The sequence below is a fragment of the Erysipelatoclostridium sp. MSK.7.34 genome, from assembly GCF_019041935.1.
GTDB classification, from domain to species: domain Bacteria; phylum Bacillota_I; class Bacilli_A; order Erysipelotrichales; family Coprobacillaceae; genus Thomasclavelia; species Thomasclavelia ramosa.
This window is the reverse complement of sequence record NZ_JAHPYJ010000001.1, coordinates 304,345-320,093: the sequence shown is the minus strand read 5'-3', so window position 1 is coordinate 320,093 and position 15,749 is coordinate 304,345. Positions and strand designations below refer to the sequence as shown.

Genomic DNA, 15,749 nt, shown 5'->3' with positions numbered 1-15,749 from the left:
AGAGGGCTGGCTCAGGCAGGAGCAAATGGAATCATCGTAGCACGTCATATTATTGGGACAATAAAAAATAGAGATAGTAAATTAGCGTGAAATCATTTAATTTAGATTTCACGCTTTATTTTATAACTATCTTTTATTAATTAAATTTGTTCAGTTGTTAGAGCTGAAAGAGTATCATAAATATAGCTTTCATCTATTTTATCACACATGACAATAATACTATCACTGGCTTTTAAATAAGTGTCACCATGGGGAATGAATTCTTGTCCATCACGTCTAAGTGAAACAATCAAGCAGTGATTAGGCCATTGAATTTCTTTAACTAAATGATTATCCAATGGAGAATTATGTAAAATCATAAAATCTAATAATACTTTTTCTCCAACTCCCTGTGGAGTTGGAAGACTTCTTTTCTTTAATAAATTTTCTAACAAACTTTCGTAAATTGGTTTAGATTTTAATAAATCGGCAACAACATAAGCAACGATAGTAACAATAGCAATTGATAAGAGGTGATTTAAAGAACCTGTCATTTCAAAAATCAGAATAATTCCTGTCACTGGAGCCCTTACAATTGCAGTAAAATAACCAGCCATAGCCAGTAGAATAAAATTATTAATATAAATAGGATCTAAACCTAAGTAATCGACGGAGATATTAGCAAAAGCACCACCAATCAAACAGCCAATTACTAATAGTGGGAAGAAAATTCCACCTGGAGCTCCTGAGCCAAAGCAGGTAATTGCAAATAAGAATTTCCCTGCCAGCAAAAGAAGAATTAAGGACATTGTTAATTTTCCTTCGATTAATAAGTCGACCAAAGTATCGCCACTACCTAATAGCTGAGGAACAGTGAATCCTAAAATTCCTGCCAAAATAAAAGGTATTAATAATTTAGTATAGTTATTTAAATGCTTTGAGTGATTATAGAGGCTTTGAACAAATAGTAAGGCTTTATTATAAAAAGCGCCAAGCAGCCCTAAAATGATTCCTAAAATAATAACCATCCAATAGTATTGGGTAGGCAGAGTTCCATGAATATTGAAAGAAAATACAGGAGCCATTCCTAAAATAGAACTCATAAGATAATCGGCGGCAATTGATGAGGTCATCACTGAAATCAATAGTGGGGCAGAAAAATGTTTATGTACTTCTTCAAGGGCAAACATTACTCCTGCCAGCGGGGCATGAAAAGCAGCTGCTAATCCGGCACTGGCACCACAAGTAAGTAAATAGCGTTCCTCAGTCTTACCACGTTTTAAAACTTTACCAATTCCTTTACCAACCATTGCCCCTAATTGAATTGAAGGACCTTCACGACCAAGGGCTAAACCAGAAAAATTAGCTAAGAAACCACCAAAAAATTTAGCAATCAAAACTCGCCACCATTTGGCATCAATCTTACCTGCCAATTCTCCTTCAAGCTGTGGAATCCCGCTTCCAGAAATTAATGATTCCCAATCGAGTAATTTTGTGACAACTAGTGCTATCACAAATAGGATAACAAACCAGATAATTATTGTGAATATTGATTGTTTACAATAGGCTAAAATTCGCTGTAACCAAAGAGCTCCATTAGTTAAACAAATTCGATATCCAACAATTACTAATCCCGCTAATATTCCGACCAGCAAACCTTCTAGTAATAATACTAATTTAAATCTTTTGATATTTAATGTTTTAATTAATCTATTTTTCATATCTACTCCCCATTCCTAGGACATTATAGAACGATTAGTAGTAAAATTCAAAGGTTGTTTTGAAGCAGAAACAATAAATGTTTCAATTATTGACAAAATATTGTACAATTAAGGAGGTGATAGGAATGGACAAACGCTCAGATGCAATCGAGACAGTAGTTGATGTTTTTAATGAAGCAATGGTTATACAAGAATTGTACCTCAAGAAGAGCAAATTTAAGGAATTATCGATGAGTGAAACTCATGTCCTTGATGCAGTGGATAAGGTAGAATTTCCTTCAATGACTAATGTGGCTAAGTCATTAAGTGTAACGATGGGAACATTGACAACAGCAGTAAAGAAAATAGTTGAAAAAGGTTTTTTAGTTAAAGAGAGATCAAGTAAAGACCAACGAGTTTATTATCTAAAGTTAACGGATAAGGGACATGAAGCATTGGCTATTCATGAACAGTTCCATCATGAATTGGCAGATTTATACAAATCAGCAATTCCTGACGATCGAGTTGACTGGGTCTTTAATACGTTAAAGAAGATTAAGTTGGATTTGGATAATTATAAAAAGGCATTAGAAGAAAAATAAGTGGGCAGCCACTTTTTTTGCTTAAAGATAAATATGATTAAAAAATAAGGAATAAAAGGGCAAGAAATTAAATTCTTGCCCTTTAAGTAGAAAAGTATTTACGTTACACTATATTTAATGGTTATTTAAAACGATATTATTAGTGGTAAAACACAAGTTTTAGTGTGTAATATTTATTTAAATAATTTATCTAATTGATTACTTGCCATAACGATTATACTAATTGTTTTGGGCTGATAGGAACTGATAACTTTTGCACAAGTCATGATAGTATTGCCTGAGGTAATAACATCATCAAAAATTATCACATTTTGATTATATAACCGCTGACCATCTTTAATCTTGATAATCTGACTTACTTGACTGCGATCAGTTTGGCTGGTCTGTTTATAGGCGGAATTTTTGTATAAACCAGTAAAAATATGATTACTAAAACTTCTTACAATCATTTCATTTGGGTTAAAACCTCGTCTTAGATCGTCTTGTTGGCTGCTGGGAACAAGCGCGATGAGATGACGCCGATATTTGGTTTTAAAATGAGGATATGCATTCAAAAAAGCATCTTTTAAAGCATAATCACCTTGTCCTTTATATTGAAATAACAATTGTTTAAAGAAATCGTTATAGTAATATAAAATCGTAAGTTTGTAACCATGATAGTCATGAGTTCGATTATAGATTGAAAATTGGTTAAGACAATGAAAACATAGTGTAGCATGATAATAAAGATGATATAAGCTAGGTGATTTATTGAGATCATTAAAACAGATTAAGCATTGTCCTGCTTGATTGTTTTGAGACACTCTTTAATTGCCCTGGTCTTGTATGGAGTAAAAATACTAATACTTCCACTGGGATGTGCTGTTTTACGACCTACTCGTCCACATATTTGAATCAATGTAGCAGTTGTATATATCCGATTATTGCCGTATAAAATAATTACTTGAACATTATCGATGGTGATGCCGCGCTCTAAAATAGTCGTTGTAACTAAAACATCTAATTGATGATGTCTAAGACGTTCTATAAATTTTTGAATATCTTTAGTGTTAGAGCTGATAGCATGACTTTTAAGTTTAAACAGTTTAAAGATGCGGGCAACTGTATCTGTTAATTGTATGGTGGGAACATAAACAAGTACGGGTTTTTTCTTTTTGACAAAATCTCTAATTTTTTTAATTGCCCAAAGATACATTACCAAAGATGAAGTTAGATAGCACTTGGGAACATCTAGAAGATAACCATGATATCGTTTGGTCATTAATAAATCTGGTTGATTGGTTAGAGTTGCAGACATATAAATATAGTTGCCTTTAATGCTGTTTTGGAGTAGACCAATTAAGACTTCGTTATTTACGTAAGGGAAAGCATCCAATTCGTCTAAAATTAATAAGTCAAAATATTGGGGATAGCGATATAACTGATGAGTAGTACAAATAATAAATTGCCCATCTACCAATTCACTATGACCGCCATAAACAGTAGTTATTGAAATATTTTTGAATTGACTTTGCAATCGCTTTGCTAATTCAATTACTAGTTCTTTTCGCGGTGTAGTAAAGCAGACTCGCTGCCCCTGGTTTAGTGCATATTTAATGACCTCATAAGTTATTTCTGTTTTACCGGCACCACAAACCGCTTTAAGGGAAGTGTTGAGATGCTGCTGATAACGTTGAAGTAATTGTCTGGAAATATTATTTTGTAATGGTGTTAATTCGTAGTCGAGCTGATAATCAACTGTCTTAATAATAGAAGGTAATTGTGAAGGAGAAAAACAAGTTGAACCGATCTTAACGCACTTACGGCAATAAGTAATATTTTTGAAAGTATAAAAATATTGTGAATCTTGATTCTTACATCGTGGACAAATCATCTTATATCACCCACTTATATTGTAACTCAAGATGCTAATAAAAGGGTCTCAACTTGATGCTAAATTTGTTTCAAGAAAGTTTTATTTTTTTTAAATGAAAATAGAGCATATATCGACTTTGATTACCGAATTTATACTTGACGCGACAACAGTTCTATCAAAATAGAACAAAATTCTTATATTGGCAAACTTTGTCGAGTGAAATGAATTCATCTTTGAAAACAATAATAATATACTAACATTGACCATATTATTAAAGGGGTGAATGAGATGCAAGGAAAAGTGAAATGGTTTAACGCAGAAAAAGGTTTTGGATTCATTGATCGTGGTGAAGGCAAAGATGTATTTGTTCATTATAGTCAAATAACTCAAGATGGGTATAAGACTTTAAATGAAGGTGAACTAGTAGAATTTGAGCTTTATCAAAGTGACCGTGGGATGCAAGCAAAACATGTTGTTAAAATCTAAGACAAGGGATAAAACCTTGTCTTTTAATTTGGACTTTAAAATAATATATTTAAATGTTATAATACGGTAGACTAAACCTATTAAAGAGGAGCGTATTTCATGGCTAGTAGAAAAGAGCAAATAAGAAAAGAGTTAAAAAAGAAAAATGAAAAAGAGGGATTAAATCCTGAAGCAGTAACAAATATCGTTGATTTGCAAGATCAAACCGGTGAAGATATAAAGGTTGAAGATTTCCAAGGAATCTATAATGGTGAAGTAATTCCATTTAATACAACACCACATTCAACAAAAAAAAGCTTTATTGGGAGAATTAAAGGTGTTTTTGACGATGAACGAAAACAATTAAAAAAATTAGATAAAATGGCTGACGAAGTAATTGCTTTAGAATCAAAATATGCAGCGATGAGTGATGAAGAATTAGCGGGTCAAACTAGTATTTTCAAAGAGGCTCTAGCTAATGGTAAAACGCTTGATGACATAATTATTGATGCCTATGCTACAGTTCGTGAAGCTGCTTATCGTCAATTAGGCCTAAAAGCTTTCAAAGTACAGTTGATGGGCGGTATCACATTACATGAAGGTGATATTGCAGAGATGAAGACTGGTGAAGGTAAAACATTAACTTCGATTTTTCCAGTATATTTAAATGCTTTAACTGGTAATGGTGTTCACGTTGTTACTGTTAATGATTACTTAGCAGGACGTGATGCTGTAAATAATGGCAAAGTATTTAACTTTTTGGGATTAACAGTTGGATTGAATAAACGGGAGCTAACACCTGAACAAAAACAAGAAGCTCATGGGTGTGATGTTACGTATACAACCAATGCCGAATTAGGATTTGATTATTTAAGAGATAACATGGTAACTCGTTTAGAGGATAAAGTATTAGTAAAAGGGTTAAATTATGCCCTTGTCGATGAGGTCGATTCAATTTTAATCGATGAATCAAGAACACCATTAATTATTTCTGGTGGTCGTAAAAATACAGCAGCGTTATATTTACAAGCTGACCGTTTTGTTAAATCTTTGAAACAAGATAAAGATTATGAAGTTGATATCGAAAGTAAGACGGTTGCTTTAACACCTGATGGAATTGCTAAAGCTGAAAAAGGTTTTAAGTTGGATAACCTATATGACCCACAACATACTGCATTAGTGCATCATATTAATCAAGCTTTGAAAGCTAACTATACAATGACTCGCGATGTTGAATATATGGTTGCTACAGAAGATGGTACTCGTGATATTCGTAATGCAAAAATTATGATTATTGACCAATTTACAGGTCGTGTTATGCCTGGTCGTGCTTATTCTGATGGATTACATCAAGCAATCGAAGCTAAAGAAGGTGTTCCAATTAAAGAAGAAACAGAAACTAGAGCAACAATTACTTATCAAAATTTCTTTAGATTATTTAATAAATTAGCAGGGATGACAGGAACAGCTAAAACTGAAGAAGAAGAATTTAGATTGATTTATAATATGCGTGTTATTGAGATTCCAACTAACCGTCCAGTTATTCGTGATGATCGCAATGATAAGATTTATTCTACTAGAGCTAATAAATTCAAAGCTTTATGTGAAGAAGTAGAAGCTCGTAATTCATATGGTCAACCGATTTTGATTGGGACTGTTTCTGTTGAAACATCTGAAGTATTATCAAAAATGTTAGATCGTCGTAAAATAAGACATAACGTTTTGAACGCTAAAAATCATGCTAAAGAAGCTGAAATTATTGAAAAAGCTGGACAACGTGGAGCGGTAACGATCGCCACCAACATGGCTGGTCGCGGTACCGATATTAAATTAGGTGAAGGTGTTGCTGAAATTGGCGGTTTAGCAGTAATTGGTTCAGAACGCCATGAATCTCGCCGTATTGATAATCAGTTGCGAGGACGTTCTGGTCGTCAAGGAGATCCTGGTTATTCGGTTTTCTATGTATCATTTGAAGATGATTTAATGGAACGTTTCGCTGGAGAAAGATTAAAATCATTTACAGATTATTTAGAAGATGATCAAGCAATTGAAAATAAAATGGTTACTAAAGCAATTGAAGGTGCTCAAAAACGTGTTGAAGGTCAAAACTTTGATTCTCGTAAACATATTCTTGAGTATGATGATGTAATGCGTCAACAACGTGAAATCATGTATAAAGAGCGTGATGATATTATGTCTGAAGAAAATTTGGATGCTATCGTTAAAGGAATGTTTAATCAAGCAATAGAAATGACTGTCCGCCAATTTACAAAACATGATGGAAAAGATGATATTGTAGATGTTGCTGGAGTTGTTGATTTTGTTGCTAAAAACTATATGTTATTAGTTGAAGTAGAAGCTAGTAACTGTGAAGCATTACAAAAAGATCCACAAAAATTAATTGAAACATTAACGGATTTAGTTTTCAATCAGTATATTAGTCGTTTTAATAAAGAGTTAGAGCCAGAAAAGAAATTACAATATGAAAGAAGTATTCTTTTAGGAGTAATTGACTATACTTGGATCAATCATATTGATGCTATGACTAAATTACGTAATGGTATTTATTTAAGAGCTTATGCGCAAAAAGATCCTTTAGCTGAATATACAGAAGAAGCTTTCTACATGTTTGAACAAATGACATCAAGTATTGCAGATGCAATTTCTCGTAATATTGTCCATATGGGAATCCGTCCTGGTAGTGAAGTAGAACAAACTATCCCTCATCTAAAGATGGAACTTACATTTAAGTAATGGAATTATACGAAATTAAAAATGGGCTTACTAAAGCCCATTTATTAATGACGGAGTTTTATCAATCAATTGATATTGAAGCATATCGTCGAGAGATTGAGGGGCTCACCGTAATCACACTACAAGAGGGATTTTGGGATGATGCTAATAAAGCTAAAGTGACTTATGATAAGTTAAATAAGATGAAAAAAACAACTGATCAATATGATTTATTAGAAACGACATTAACTAGTTTAGATGAAACATATGAGCTTGTAAAGAATACTGAGGATCAAGAATTTAAGGAAATTCTTGAAAGTGATTATACTGTTTTTGAAAAAGAATTATCAAAATTTGAGACAATGATGTTATTGTCTGGTGAACATGACGATTTAAACGCAATCGTTGAAATTCATCCTGGAGCAGGTGGAACAGAGAGTCAAGACTGGGCAGAAATGTTATTTAGGATGTATCAACGTTATGCTGCTAATAAAGGCTGGAAAGTCGAGGTTTTAGATTATTTAGATGGTGATGTGGCAGGAATAAAATCGGTTACAATGTTAATAAAAGGGGATAATGTATATGGACATTTAAAGGCAGAAAAGGGAGTTCATCGTTTAGTGCGCTTATCACCTTTTGATTCAGCAAAACGCCGTCATACTTCGTTCGCATCGGTTGATGTAATGCCCGAATTTAATAACGAGATTGAAATTGAGATTCAAAGTACTGACTTGAAAATAGATACTTATCGAGCTAGTGGAGCCGGTGGTCAACACATCAACAAAACTGATTCAGCAGTTCGAATTACACATTTACCTACTAATATTGTTGTAACCTGTCAAAGCCAGCGAAGTCAAATTCAAAACCGTGAACAAGCAATGGTAATGTTAAAAAGCAAGTTATATCAGTTGATGCTGGAAAAACAAGCTAGTGAATTAAAAGAATTAAAAGGAGAGCAAAAAGAAATAGCATGGGGTTCACAAATTAGATCATATGTACTTCATCCGTATTCGCTAGTGAAAGATAATCGTAGTGGATATGAATCTAATAATCCCAAAGCTGTTTTAGATGGGGATCTTGATGGATTTATATATGCCTATTTAAAATCAGCATTGTAAGGAGGACGACATCGTGAAGAAGCATATTTATGAAACACTGATTATTATTGTCGGTAATTTTATTTTAGCGTTAGGAATCTGTGCTTTTATTACCCCGGTTGGGTTGATTACAGGTGGTGCTTCAGGTATCGGGATTGCTGTCAAATCATTGACAGGAATAAATATTTCCTATACTGTGTATGCAATAAATATTGTAATGTTTGTTGTTGGTTATTTTTACTTTGGTAAAAAGTTTGCAGCTGGAACCTTGTTAAGTACATTTTTATATCCAACTTTTTTAGCAATTTTAGAACGCGTACCTGCTTTATCAACGATTACTAGTGATGCTTTATTATCAACTCTATATGCCGGATTATGTATTGGCTTAGGGTTAGGACTAGTTTTAAGAGTTGGAGCCAGTACTGGGGGAATGGACATTCCTCCATTGATTGTTAATAAAAAAACCGGCTTTTCAGTTGCCTGGCTGATTAATATATTTGACTGTGCAATTTTGCTTTTTCAGGTGATTTTTTGTCCAATTACAATTGAACAGGTTTTATATGGAATTACAGTAGTGATTATTACAACGATTGTGATGGATCAAGTTATGATGTTGGGGGAAACTAAAGTACAAGTAACTGTTATTTCTCCTAAATGGCAGGAAATCCGAAAAATTGTTTTTGAGGATATTAATCGTGGCTGTACATTATTAAATGTTACAACTGGATATCATCAAAAAAATCAATATGCGGTAATGGCTGTTGTGTCGAAACGTGAGCTGCATTTATTAAATGACATGATTTTAGCGATTGCTCCAACTGCATTTATTATTAGTAATGCTACTCATAGTGTAAGGGGGCGTGGTTTCACGTTGCCACCAATTGATTTATAAAAAAAGAAATCATAAGATTTCTTTTTTTTGTTGTACTTTTTGTGATCAATCATTTTTATTTTTTTCAGGATTATTTAAATCAACAAAAAATTCAACATGACCGCAGTTAGGACAATAGCAGCTTTTCAATTCATAATTAGTTTTTTTGAAATCATCATCTTTAATAATAAGTTCTAAATAGCTAAGTGTAGAAATGCCATTATCCTTAATAAAGCAGTTAGTTTTAAGCGTGGTTTGACAAACCGGGCACACTTTTTTCATACTGTCACCTCTTTAATTTATTGTATCATAAAATTGCGATATAATAATAGTATTTGTGCCTTTATTCGATAAAGTATGCTATAATATGCGTGGAGTAAAATCGGACTCTAGGAAAATTGAATATAATAAAATTGAATATATATAAATACAATAATAGAAAGGGGTTAGTCGAATACGGCAATAAATATGATAAAACTTACAAATGTAACGAAAATCTATAAAACTGGTGTAAGAGCTTTAAATGATATGAATCTTACGATTGAACCAGGTGAATTTGTTTATGTTATTGGTACTACTGGTGCTGGTAAATCAACATTTATAAAGCTTTTATATCGCGAAGAAAAAGCAACTTCAGGGAAAGTAGAGGTTGTAGGGCGCGATGTATCAAAAATTAAAAATCGAAAAGTTCCTTATTTTCGTCGTAATATCGGGGTTGTATTTCAAAATTTTAGACTTCTACCAAAAAAGACAGTTTTCGAAAATGTTGCGTTTGCGTTAGAAGTAATTGATACTCCACGTGTAGAAATCCGTCGTCGCGTTAGAGCCACTTTAGAGTTAGTAGGACTTGAGGATAAAGTCAATGCTTTTCCACATGAACTTTCAGGTGGTCAACAGCAGCGTGTAGCAATTGCTCGTGCAATTGTCAACAAACCAAAAGTGCTAATTGCTGATGAGCCAACAGGAAACTTAGATCCAGAAACATCTGAAGAAATTATTAATCTTTTAGAGAGAATTAATGAACAACAGAATACTACTATTCTAGTAGTTACTCATGACAGTAAAATTGTTCAAGAACATAAAAAGAGAACTATTTTGATTGAAAATGGATGTGTTAATGCGGACACTAGTTTAGGAGGTTACGATATTTAATGAACGAGTTGATTAGTTGTATGAAAAATCTGCCTAAACATTTTAAAACGGCAGTTCAAAATATATGGCGTAATGGTGTAATGTCATTTTCATCAATTTTCGCTGTTACGATTACGCTTGTTTTAATTGGTGTAATTGGTGTTTTAGCTTTAAATGTTCAAGATATTAGTTCGAACATTGAAGAGGGAGTTAGTATTTATGTAAAATTAGATAGATATATAGACGAAGCTGCTGAACAAGCAGTTGGGCCACAAATAGAAGCTATTTCTGGAGTAAAAAAGATTACTTATTATACTAAAGATCAAGAATTAGATAAATTAATTGAAACTCAAGGTGATGAAGGTGCTGCTTTATTTGAATCATACCGAGCAGATAACCCATTAGGTGGGGCTTATGAAGTAGAAGTTGATGATGCAGCAAATATTGCTAAAATCGCTGAAAAGATTCAAGAAATACCAAATGTCAATAAAACAAGTTATGGTGGACAATCAACACAAGATATGGTAAAAACTTTGAAAACTATTCAAACTGGAGGATCGATTTTTATTGTCGGACTTGCCATTATTGCATTATTTATGATCGCTAATACAATTAAAATCACGATCACAGCGCGTCAAACTGAAATCAGTATTATGCGTATGGTCGGTGCTAGTAACTGGTATATCCGTATTCCTTTTATGCTTGAAGGAATGTTGATTGGTCTAATTGGATCAATTATCCCGATTATTGTTTTAGTTTATGGTTATGGAATGGTATATGATTACGCTAATGGTGCATTAATGTCAGCAATGTTAGCACTAAAACCACCAATGCCATTTATCCGCGATTTCTCACTAGTTATTGCTGCTGTAGGGGCTGGCGTTGGTTTGGTTGGAAGCTTTGTTTCAATTAGACGATTCTTAAAATTCTAAAAACAGGCAGTGCCTGTTTTTTTAATAGGAGTAGGAATGATGAAAAATGAGATATTAAAATTTCTTAAACAAGATTATCTTAATAATTTAGATTTAATATATGCTCTTGAACATGGTGCTAAGATAAAATATTATAATCAGGCAGGAATAATGCTTAAATTTGAGGATATCTATATGCTTGCATTCAAAGATGAAAAAATTGCTGAACAATCACTTAAACAAATAGATAAGTGCTCAATGCTAGCAATTCACAATGATAAATATTTTAATATAATTAATCAAAAATGGAGATTAAATAAAGAAATTGTAGCTTACCAGTATGGCTATTTAAAAAAATATGTTAGAATAATTAATAACCCAATCGTTGAAATTAAAGAAATTGGGAGGGAATATTTTGAATTTATTAAAGAAAATTATTCTACTCCGATTGAAGAAGCATATTTGCTTGAACGAATTGATGCTAATGTATTTGTGGGTGCGTTTATTGAAAAGCAGATTGTTGGATTTGCTGGGCGTCATATAGAGGGAACAATTGGTTTTGTTGAAGTAATTAAAGAATATCGACGTCTTGGAATAGCTCAGGCTCTAGAACAGTATTTAATGCAAAAACTAATTGCTGAAAACGAAATTATTTATTTACAAGTAGAAGTAGATAATTATCCATCAATGCGACTACATGAAAAATTAGGCTATGAGCGTTCTGATGATATTATCACCTGGTATATGTAAAGAAAGGAAAGAATAATGGGAAATTATAATTTTGATGACTTACAGTATTTACAAATTCCGTTGCCAGAGGAATTATTAAAATTAAAATGGCATGGTAGTTTTACAAGAATGAAAAGAATAATTGATGCAAAATTAGCTAATGATATTCCAATAGCTTTAAAAAAACGACTGCTTCATGAAAAAGAAATTATTCGTAGAATACCTCAAGAATATCCGTTATCATATGAAGAAGCTTTAAAAATTTGTCATAATAATTTTAATGATTTTAGTGATGAGGAACTAGAAAAATTACAAGATGAAAATGCGGTAGAATGGATTTTTGTAGAAGGACAACCATACTTTAGAGCTGATTTTTTTGATAACATTTTAAAGACTAGAAATGATTATGCTGCACGTTTGTTTGATAAAAGCAAAGTTGAAAGTCGTGAAGCAAATTTTGCACTGCTTAATAATGCAATACATGAAATTAAAACAAAGGGACAATTAACATATCATTTTCGTTTAAAGACGGGAATTAAGATCAAGGCATCAGATTCAAATAAAAAAATTAAAATTCATCTTCCTTTGCCGTTAGAAGATTGTCAAGTTAAGAATTTTAAATTAATTGCGACAATGCCGCAATACAAATATTTAAATGACGGAAGTCATCCACAGCGAACTGTCTATTTTGAAGAAAATATTGATCAGGTTAAAGATTTTTATGTGGAGTATGAATATGATAATGAGATGAAATATGTAGAACTTAAACCCGAAGATGTTTTAGAAAGTCAACCTAATTTTTATTTACATGAACAAGCACCGCATATTGTTTTTACCCCTTATTTAAAGTCTTTGGCAAAAGAAATAGTTAAAGACGAGACAAATAATTTAATTAAAGCTAAATTAATATATGAGTATATTACAACTCACATAACCTATTCATTTGTTCGGAATTATTACACAATTCCCAATATTCCTGAGTATGCTGCTTTAGGTGGAAAAGGTGATTGTGGTGTTCAAGCACTATTATTTATTACTTTATGTCGTTGCGTGGGGATTCCTGCCCGTTGGCAAGCAGGTTTATATGTAACTCCACAGGATATCGGTAATCATGATTGGGCAAGATTTTATATTGCTCCATATGGCTGGTTATATGCTGATTGTTCTTTTGGAGGTTCTGCTTATCGTAATGGTGATCAGGAACGATGGCAGTATTATTTTGGACACCTTGATCCGTTTAGAATGCCTGCAAATAGTGAATATCAATACGATCTTTATCCACCGAAACAATTTATTCGTCAAGATCCATATGATAATCAAACTGGTGAGGCTGAGTTTGAAGATCGTGGGCTGTATTTAGATGAATACGATTTACATTTAGAAGTACTAGAGATCAAGAAAGTTTAATTATAAAAGTTAAAAATTATAGTTATCAAACTTTTCCAGAATATCCCCAAGATGTTGAGGGAATGATCGATTTATATGGTGTGACTAACTTTTTAACTTTCAATCAAGGTTTTAGTAAATATAATGAAAAAGAAATGACAAATATTTATGATTTGTTGGGGTGCTGGTGCGAGGATGATGAAGTTCTCTATCGTGAAGCATCACCGGTATCTTATCTTGAAGCGAAAATGAATTTGCTACCAATTCTTATTCTGCATGGTTCTAAGGAGCATGTTGTTCCTTTTGAACAATCAGTAGAATTATATCAAAAATAAAAAGAGTATGGTCATAATGCAACTTTATGCAAAGTTGCTAAAGCTGATCATGAGCGTTCAATTTTTTATGTTAGAGCGGTCTTTGATGTTATCATAATTTTTTAAATCAATATAAATAAAATAGCGCATAAGGCGCTATTTTATTTTTGACTTTGTTCTTGTTTTTCTAATAGCTCTAACCAGCGTTCATTTTTAATCTCAAGTTGTTCATTTAAATAGTCACGCTGATTTGATAATTCTGACAATTTATTATAATTACTTTGATACTCATTCATTTGTTCATTAATAATTTTGATTTGTTGTTCAAACTCAAGAATAACCTTTTCCATATTTTCAAGTTCTTGTTTTTCTTTAAAACTTAAGCGAATAGCACTTTGAAGTTTTTTCTGTTCTTTATATTTTAAAGCTCCGTCGCTTTTATTCTTATTTTGTTGTTCAGAAATATCGATATAACTGCTATAGCCACCATTACAATAAGTGATTTGTTGATTCTTAAAAACGAATAAGCCATCACAAATACGATCAAGAAAATAACGATCATGAGATACGGTAATGACTATGCCATTAAAACTATCAAGATAATCTTCAAGAATAGCTAAAGTGGAAATATCTAAATCGTTAGTTGGCTCATCAAACAATAGTACATTGGGAGCTTGCATCAAAATATTCAACAAATATAGACGACGTTTTTCTCCACCTGATAAACGAGCAATATAAGTATGTTGTAAACTTGAATCAAAAAGGAAACGTTCACACATTTGTTTAGCAGTAAAGCTGCCTTCAAGGGTTTTTAAATCATTACTTGTTTGTTTGATATAGTCAATCACGCGCATATTTTCATCAAGACCATCATTCATCTGTTTAAAATATCCGATTTTAATTGTATCTCCATGAGTAACTGATCCACTGCTTGGTTCTAACTCTTTAGCGATAATCTTTAGAAGGGTGCTTTTACCACAACCATTTATTCCGAGGATTCCAATTCGATCTGTTCGTTTAAATAAGTAAGAAAAGTTGTTAAACAAGGTATGATCATCGTAGCACATACTCAAATCTTTCAACTCAATTGTCTTTTTACCAAGTCTAGAAGCAGTATTGATTAATTCTACTTGATTAATAGTTTGAATATCAGAAATATTGTTGAGCTGTTCAAATCGTTGAAGTCTCTCTTTGCTTTTAGTAGTTCTAGCCTGAACTCCAGCTCTAACCCACTCTAATTCTTTTTTTAAGAATAATTTTCTTTTTCTTTGGGAAGCTAGATCAGCTTCTTCGCGTTGTGCTTTTAAATCAAGGAATTTTGAATAGTTAGCAGTGTATTCATAAATTTTGCTACGATCAATTTCCATGATCTTATTGGTAACTCGTTCAAGAAAATAACGATCATGGGTAACCATTAGAATGGCTTTGTTGAACTTAATTAAATATTTTTCTAAATATTCAATCATTTCGTTATCTAGATGATTAGTTGGTTCATCGAGAATTAAGAGATCACATGGTTTTAGCAAGGTGATTGCAAGGGCAATACGCTTTTGCTGACCACCTGATAATTCTTTAATTAACTGTTCATAATTAGTAATTCCAAACTTATTTAAAATTGCTTTGATTTCATATTCATTAACTTCGCTGGCATCAATTAATTTATAAACTTGTTTAATAACGCTGTTATTAGGATCAAAATCAGGGTTTTGTGGTAAGTATGAGATTGTCATATCTTTTTTTCTAATAATATCTCCCTGATAATTTTCATTTCCAGCAATGACTTTCAACAAGGTACTTTTCCCCGTACCATTAACTCCAATCAAAGCAACTTTATCGGTTTCTTCAATTGAAAAAGTAACATTATCAACAATATTTTTAATACCATTCGTTTTTGATAAATTATTTGCACTTATTAACATATACGTCTCCTTAAACCTTCTTCTATTCTATCATGGAATAGAAATTTGTAAACGAAA

15 protein-coding genes are annotated in these 15,749 nt (G+C 32.4%); 10 read left to right on the top strand and 5 right to left on the bottom strand.

What is annotated here, in order from left to right; translation table 11 throughout:
• Nucleotides 1-140: 140 nt before the first annotated feature.
• Complete coding sequence (locus tag KTF99_RS01565; RefSeq protein WP_003536281.1) at nt 141-1,700, bottom strand: ClC family H(+)/Cl(-) exchange transporter; 1,560 nt, start codon at nt 1,698-1,700, stop codon at nt 141-143.
• A 125-nt stretch (nt 1,701-1,825) separates the two neighbouring features.
• Here KTF99_RS01565 and KTF99_RS01560 point away from each other — a divergent pair, with 125 nt between their 5' ends.
• On the top strand, nt 1,826-2,281 hold the full coding sequence (locus tag KTF99_RS01560; protein ID WP_008791357.1) for a MarR family winged helix-turn-helix transcriptional regulator: 456 nt from the start codon (nt 1,826-1,828) through the stop codon (nt 2,279-2,281).
• Nucleotides 2,282-2,454: 173 nt separating this feature from the next.
• Here KTF99_RS01560 and KTF99_RS17495 read toward each other — a convergent pair whose 3' ends face one another.
• A complete protein-coding gene (locus KTF99_RS17495; RefSeq protein ID WP_008791358.1) occupies nt 2,455-3,084 on the bottom strand; it encodes a ComF family protein in 630 nt (209 codons plus the stop codon).
• On the bottom strand, nt 3,051-4,154 hold the full coding sequence (locus KTF99_RS01550) for a DEAD/DEAH box helicase (RefSeq protein ID WP_029480565.1): 1,104 nt from the start codon (nt 4,152-4,154) through the stop codon (nt 3,051-3,053). Before KTF99_RS01550 ends, KTF99_RS17495 begins: the two co-directional genes overlap by 34 nt.
• A gap of 270 nt (nt 4,155-4,424) precedes the next feature.
• On the opposite strand from KTF99_RS01550, the gene KTF99_RS01545 reads away from it, so the two are divergent.
• The 4 genes from KTF99_RS01545 to KTF99_RS01530 all read left to right on the top strand — a co-directional run bounded on the left by KTF99_RS01545 (nt 4,425) and on the right by KTF99_RS01530 (nt 9,323).
• On the top strand, nt 4,425-4,622 hold the full coding sequence (locus KTF99_RS01545) for a cold-shock protein (protein WP_003536291.1): 198 nt from the start codon (nt 4,425-4,427) through the stop codon (nt 4,620-4,622).
• Nucleotides 4,623-4,721: 99 nt separating this feature from the next.
• On the top strand, nt 4,722-7,355 hold the full coding sequence (secA, locus tag KTF99_RS01540; protein ID WP_003536295.1) for a preprotein translocase subunit SecA: 2,634 nt from the start codon (nt 4,722-4,724) through the stop codon (nt 7,353-7,355).
• Nucleotides 7,355-8,452, top strand: a complete 1,098-nt coding sequence (gene prfB, locus KTF99_RS01535; RefSeq protein ID WP_003536296.1) for a peptide chain release factor 2 — start codon at nt 7,355-7,357, stop codon at nt 8,450-8,452. The genes secA and prfB overlap by 1 nt, the downstream gene beginning before the upstream one ends.
• 13 nt (nt 8,453-8,465) lie before the next feature.
• Entirely contained in the window at nt 8,466-9,323 is an 858-nt protein-coding gene (locus tag KTF99_RS01530) for a YitT family protein (protein WP_217215410.1), read from the top strand.
• Nucleotides 9,324-9,368: 45 nt separating this feature from the next.
• On the opposite strand, the gene KTF99_RS01525 is transcribed toward KTF99_RS01530, so the two are convergent.
• Entirely contained in the window at nt 9,369-9,584 is a 216-nt protein-coding gene (locus KTF99_RS01525) for a hypothetical protein (protein WP_003536298.1), read from the bottom strand.
• 186 nt (nt 9,585-9,770) lie between these two features.
• On the opposite strand from KTF99_RS01525, the gene ftsE reads away from it, so the two are divergent.
• The 5 genes from ftsE to KTF99_RS01500 are packed head-to-tail and all read left to right on the top strand — an operon-like array spanning nt 9,771 to nt 13,794.
• Complete coding sequence (gene ftsE, locus KTF99_RS01520; RefSeq protein WP_003536299.1) at nt 9,771-10,454, top strand: cell division ATP-binding protein FtsE; 684 nt, start codon at nt 9,771-9,773, stop codon at nt 10,452-10,454.
• Entirely contained in the window at nt 10,454-11,365 is a 912-nt protein-coding gene (gene ftsX / locus KTF99_RS01515) for a permease-like cell division protein FtsX (RefSeq protein WP_008791360.1), read from the top strand. Before ftsE ends, ftsX begins: the two co-directional genes overlap by 1 nt.
• Before the next feature lie 39 nt (nt 11,366-11,404).
• Nucleotides 11,405-12,094 (top strand): GNAT family N-acetyltransferase, encoded by a 690-nt coding sequence (locus tag KTF99_RS01510; RefSeq protein WP_029480562.1) that lies wholly within the window; start codon nt 11,405-11,407, stop codon nt 12,092-12,094.
• A 15-nt stretch (nt 12,095-12,109) separates the two neighbouring features.
• Nucleotides 12,110-13,480, top strand: a complete 1,371-nt coding sequence (locus tag KTF99_RS01505) for a transglutaminase-like domain-containing protein (RefSeq protein WP_008791362.1) — start codon at nt 12,110-12,112, stop codon at nt 13,478-13,480.
• Entirely contained in the window at nt 13,438-13,794 is a 357-nt protein-coding gene (locus KTF99_RS01500; RefSeq protein ID WP_336244581.1) for a hypothetical protein, read from the top strand. Before KTF99_RS01505 ends, KTF99_RS01500 begins: the two co-directional genes overlap by 43 nt.
• A 140-nt stretch (nt 13,795-13,934) precedes the next feature.
• Here KTF99_RS01500 and KTF99_RS01495 read toward each other — a convergent pair whose 3' ends face one another.
• Nucleotides 13,935-15,692 carry an ABC-F family ATP-binding cassette domain-containing protein gene (locus KTF99_RS01495; RefSeq protein ID WP_003536309.1) on the bottom strand — a complete coding sequence of 586 codons (1,758 nt, stop codon included), beginning with the start codon at nt 15,690-15,692 and terminating at the stop codon, nt 13,935-13,937.
• Nucleotides 15,693-15,749: the final 57 nt, after the last annotated feature.

Excerpts from the sequence above, each read along its gene's own strand:
- KTF99_RS01545 (WP_003536291.1), top strand. The coding sequence starts at position 4,425 with ATGCAAGGAAAAGTGAAATGGTTTAACGCAGAAAAAGGTTTTGGATTC.
- ftsE (WP_003536299.1), top strand. The coding sequence starts at position 9,771 with ATGATAAAACTTACAAATGTAACGAAAATCTATAAAACTGGTGTAAGA.
- ftsX (WP_008791360.1), top strand. The coding sequence starts at position 10,454 with ATGAACGAGTTGATTAGTTGTATGAAAAATCTGCCTAAACATTTTAAA.
- KTF99_RS01550 (WP_029480565.1), bottom strand. The coding sequence starts at position 4,154 with ATGATTTGTCCACGATGTAAGAATCAAGATTCACAATATTTTTATACT.
- KTF99_RS01510 (WP_029480562.1), top strand. The coding sequence starts at position 11,405 with ATGAAAAATGAGATATTAAAATTTCTTAAACAAGATTATCTTAATAAT.
- prfB (WP_003536296.1), top strand. The coding sequence starts at position 7,355 with ATGGAATTATACGAAATTAAAAATGGGCTTACTAAAGCCCATTTATTA.
- KTF99_RS01495 (WP_003536309.1), bottom strand. The coding sequence starts at position 15,692 with ATGTTAATAAGTGCAAATAATTTATCAAAAACGAATGGTATTAAAAAT.
- KTF99_RS01525 (WP_003536298.1), bottom strand. The coding sequence starts at position 9,584 with ATGAAAAAAGTGTGCCCGGTTTGTCAAACCACGCTTAAAACTAACTGC.
- KTF99_RS01560 (WP_008791357.1), top strand. The coding sequence starts at position 1,826 with ATGGACAAACGCTCAGATGCAATCGAGACAGTAGTTGATGTTTTTAAT.
- secA (WP_003536295.1), top strand. The coding sequence starts at position 4,722 with ATGGCTAGTAGAAAAGAGCAAATAAGAAAAGAGTTAAAAAAGAAAAAT.
- KTF99_RS01505 (WP_008791362.1), top strand. The coding sequence starts at position 12,110 with ATGGGAAATTATAATTTTGATGACTTACAGTATTTACAAATTCCGTTG.
- KTF99_RS01565 (WP_003536281.1), bottom strand. The coding sequence starts at position 1,700 with ATGAAAAATAGATTAATTAAAACATTAAATATCAAAAGATTTAAATTA.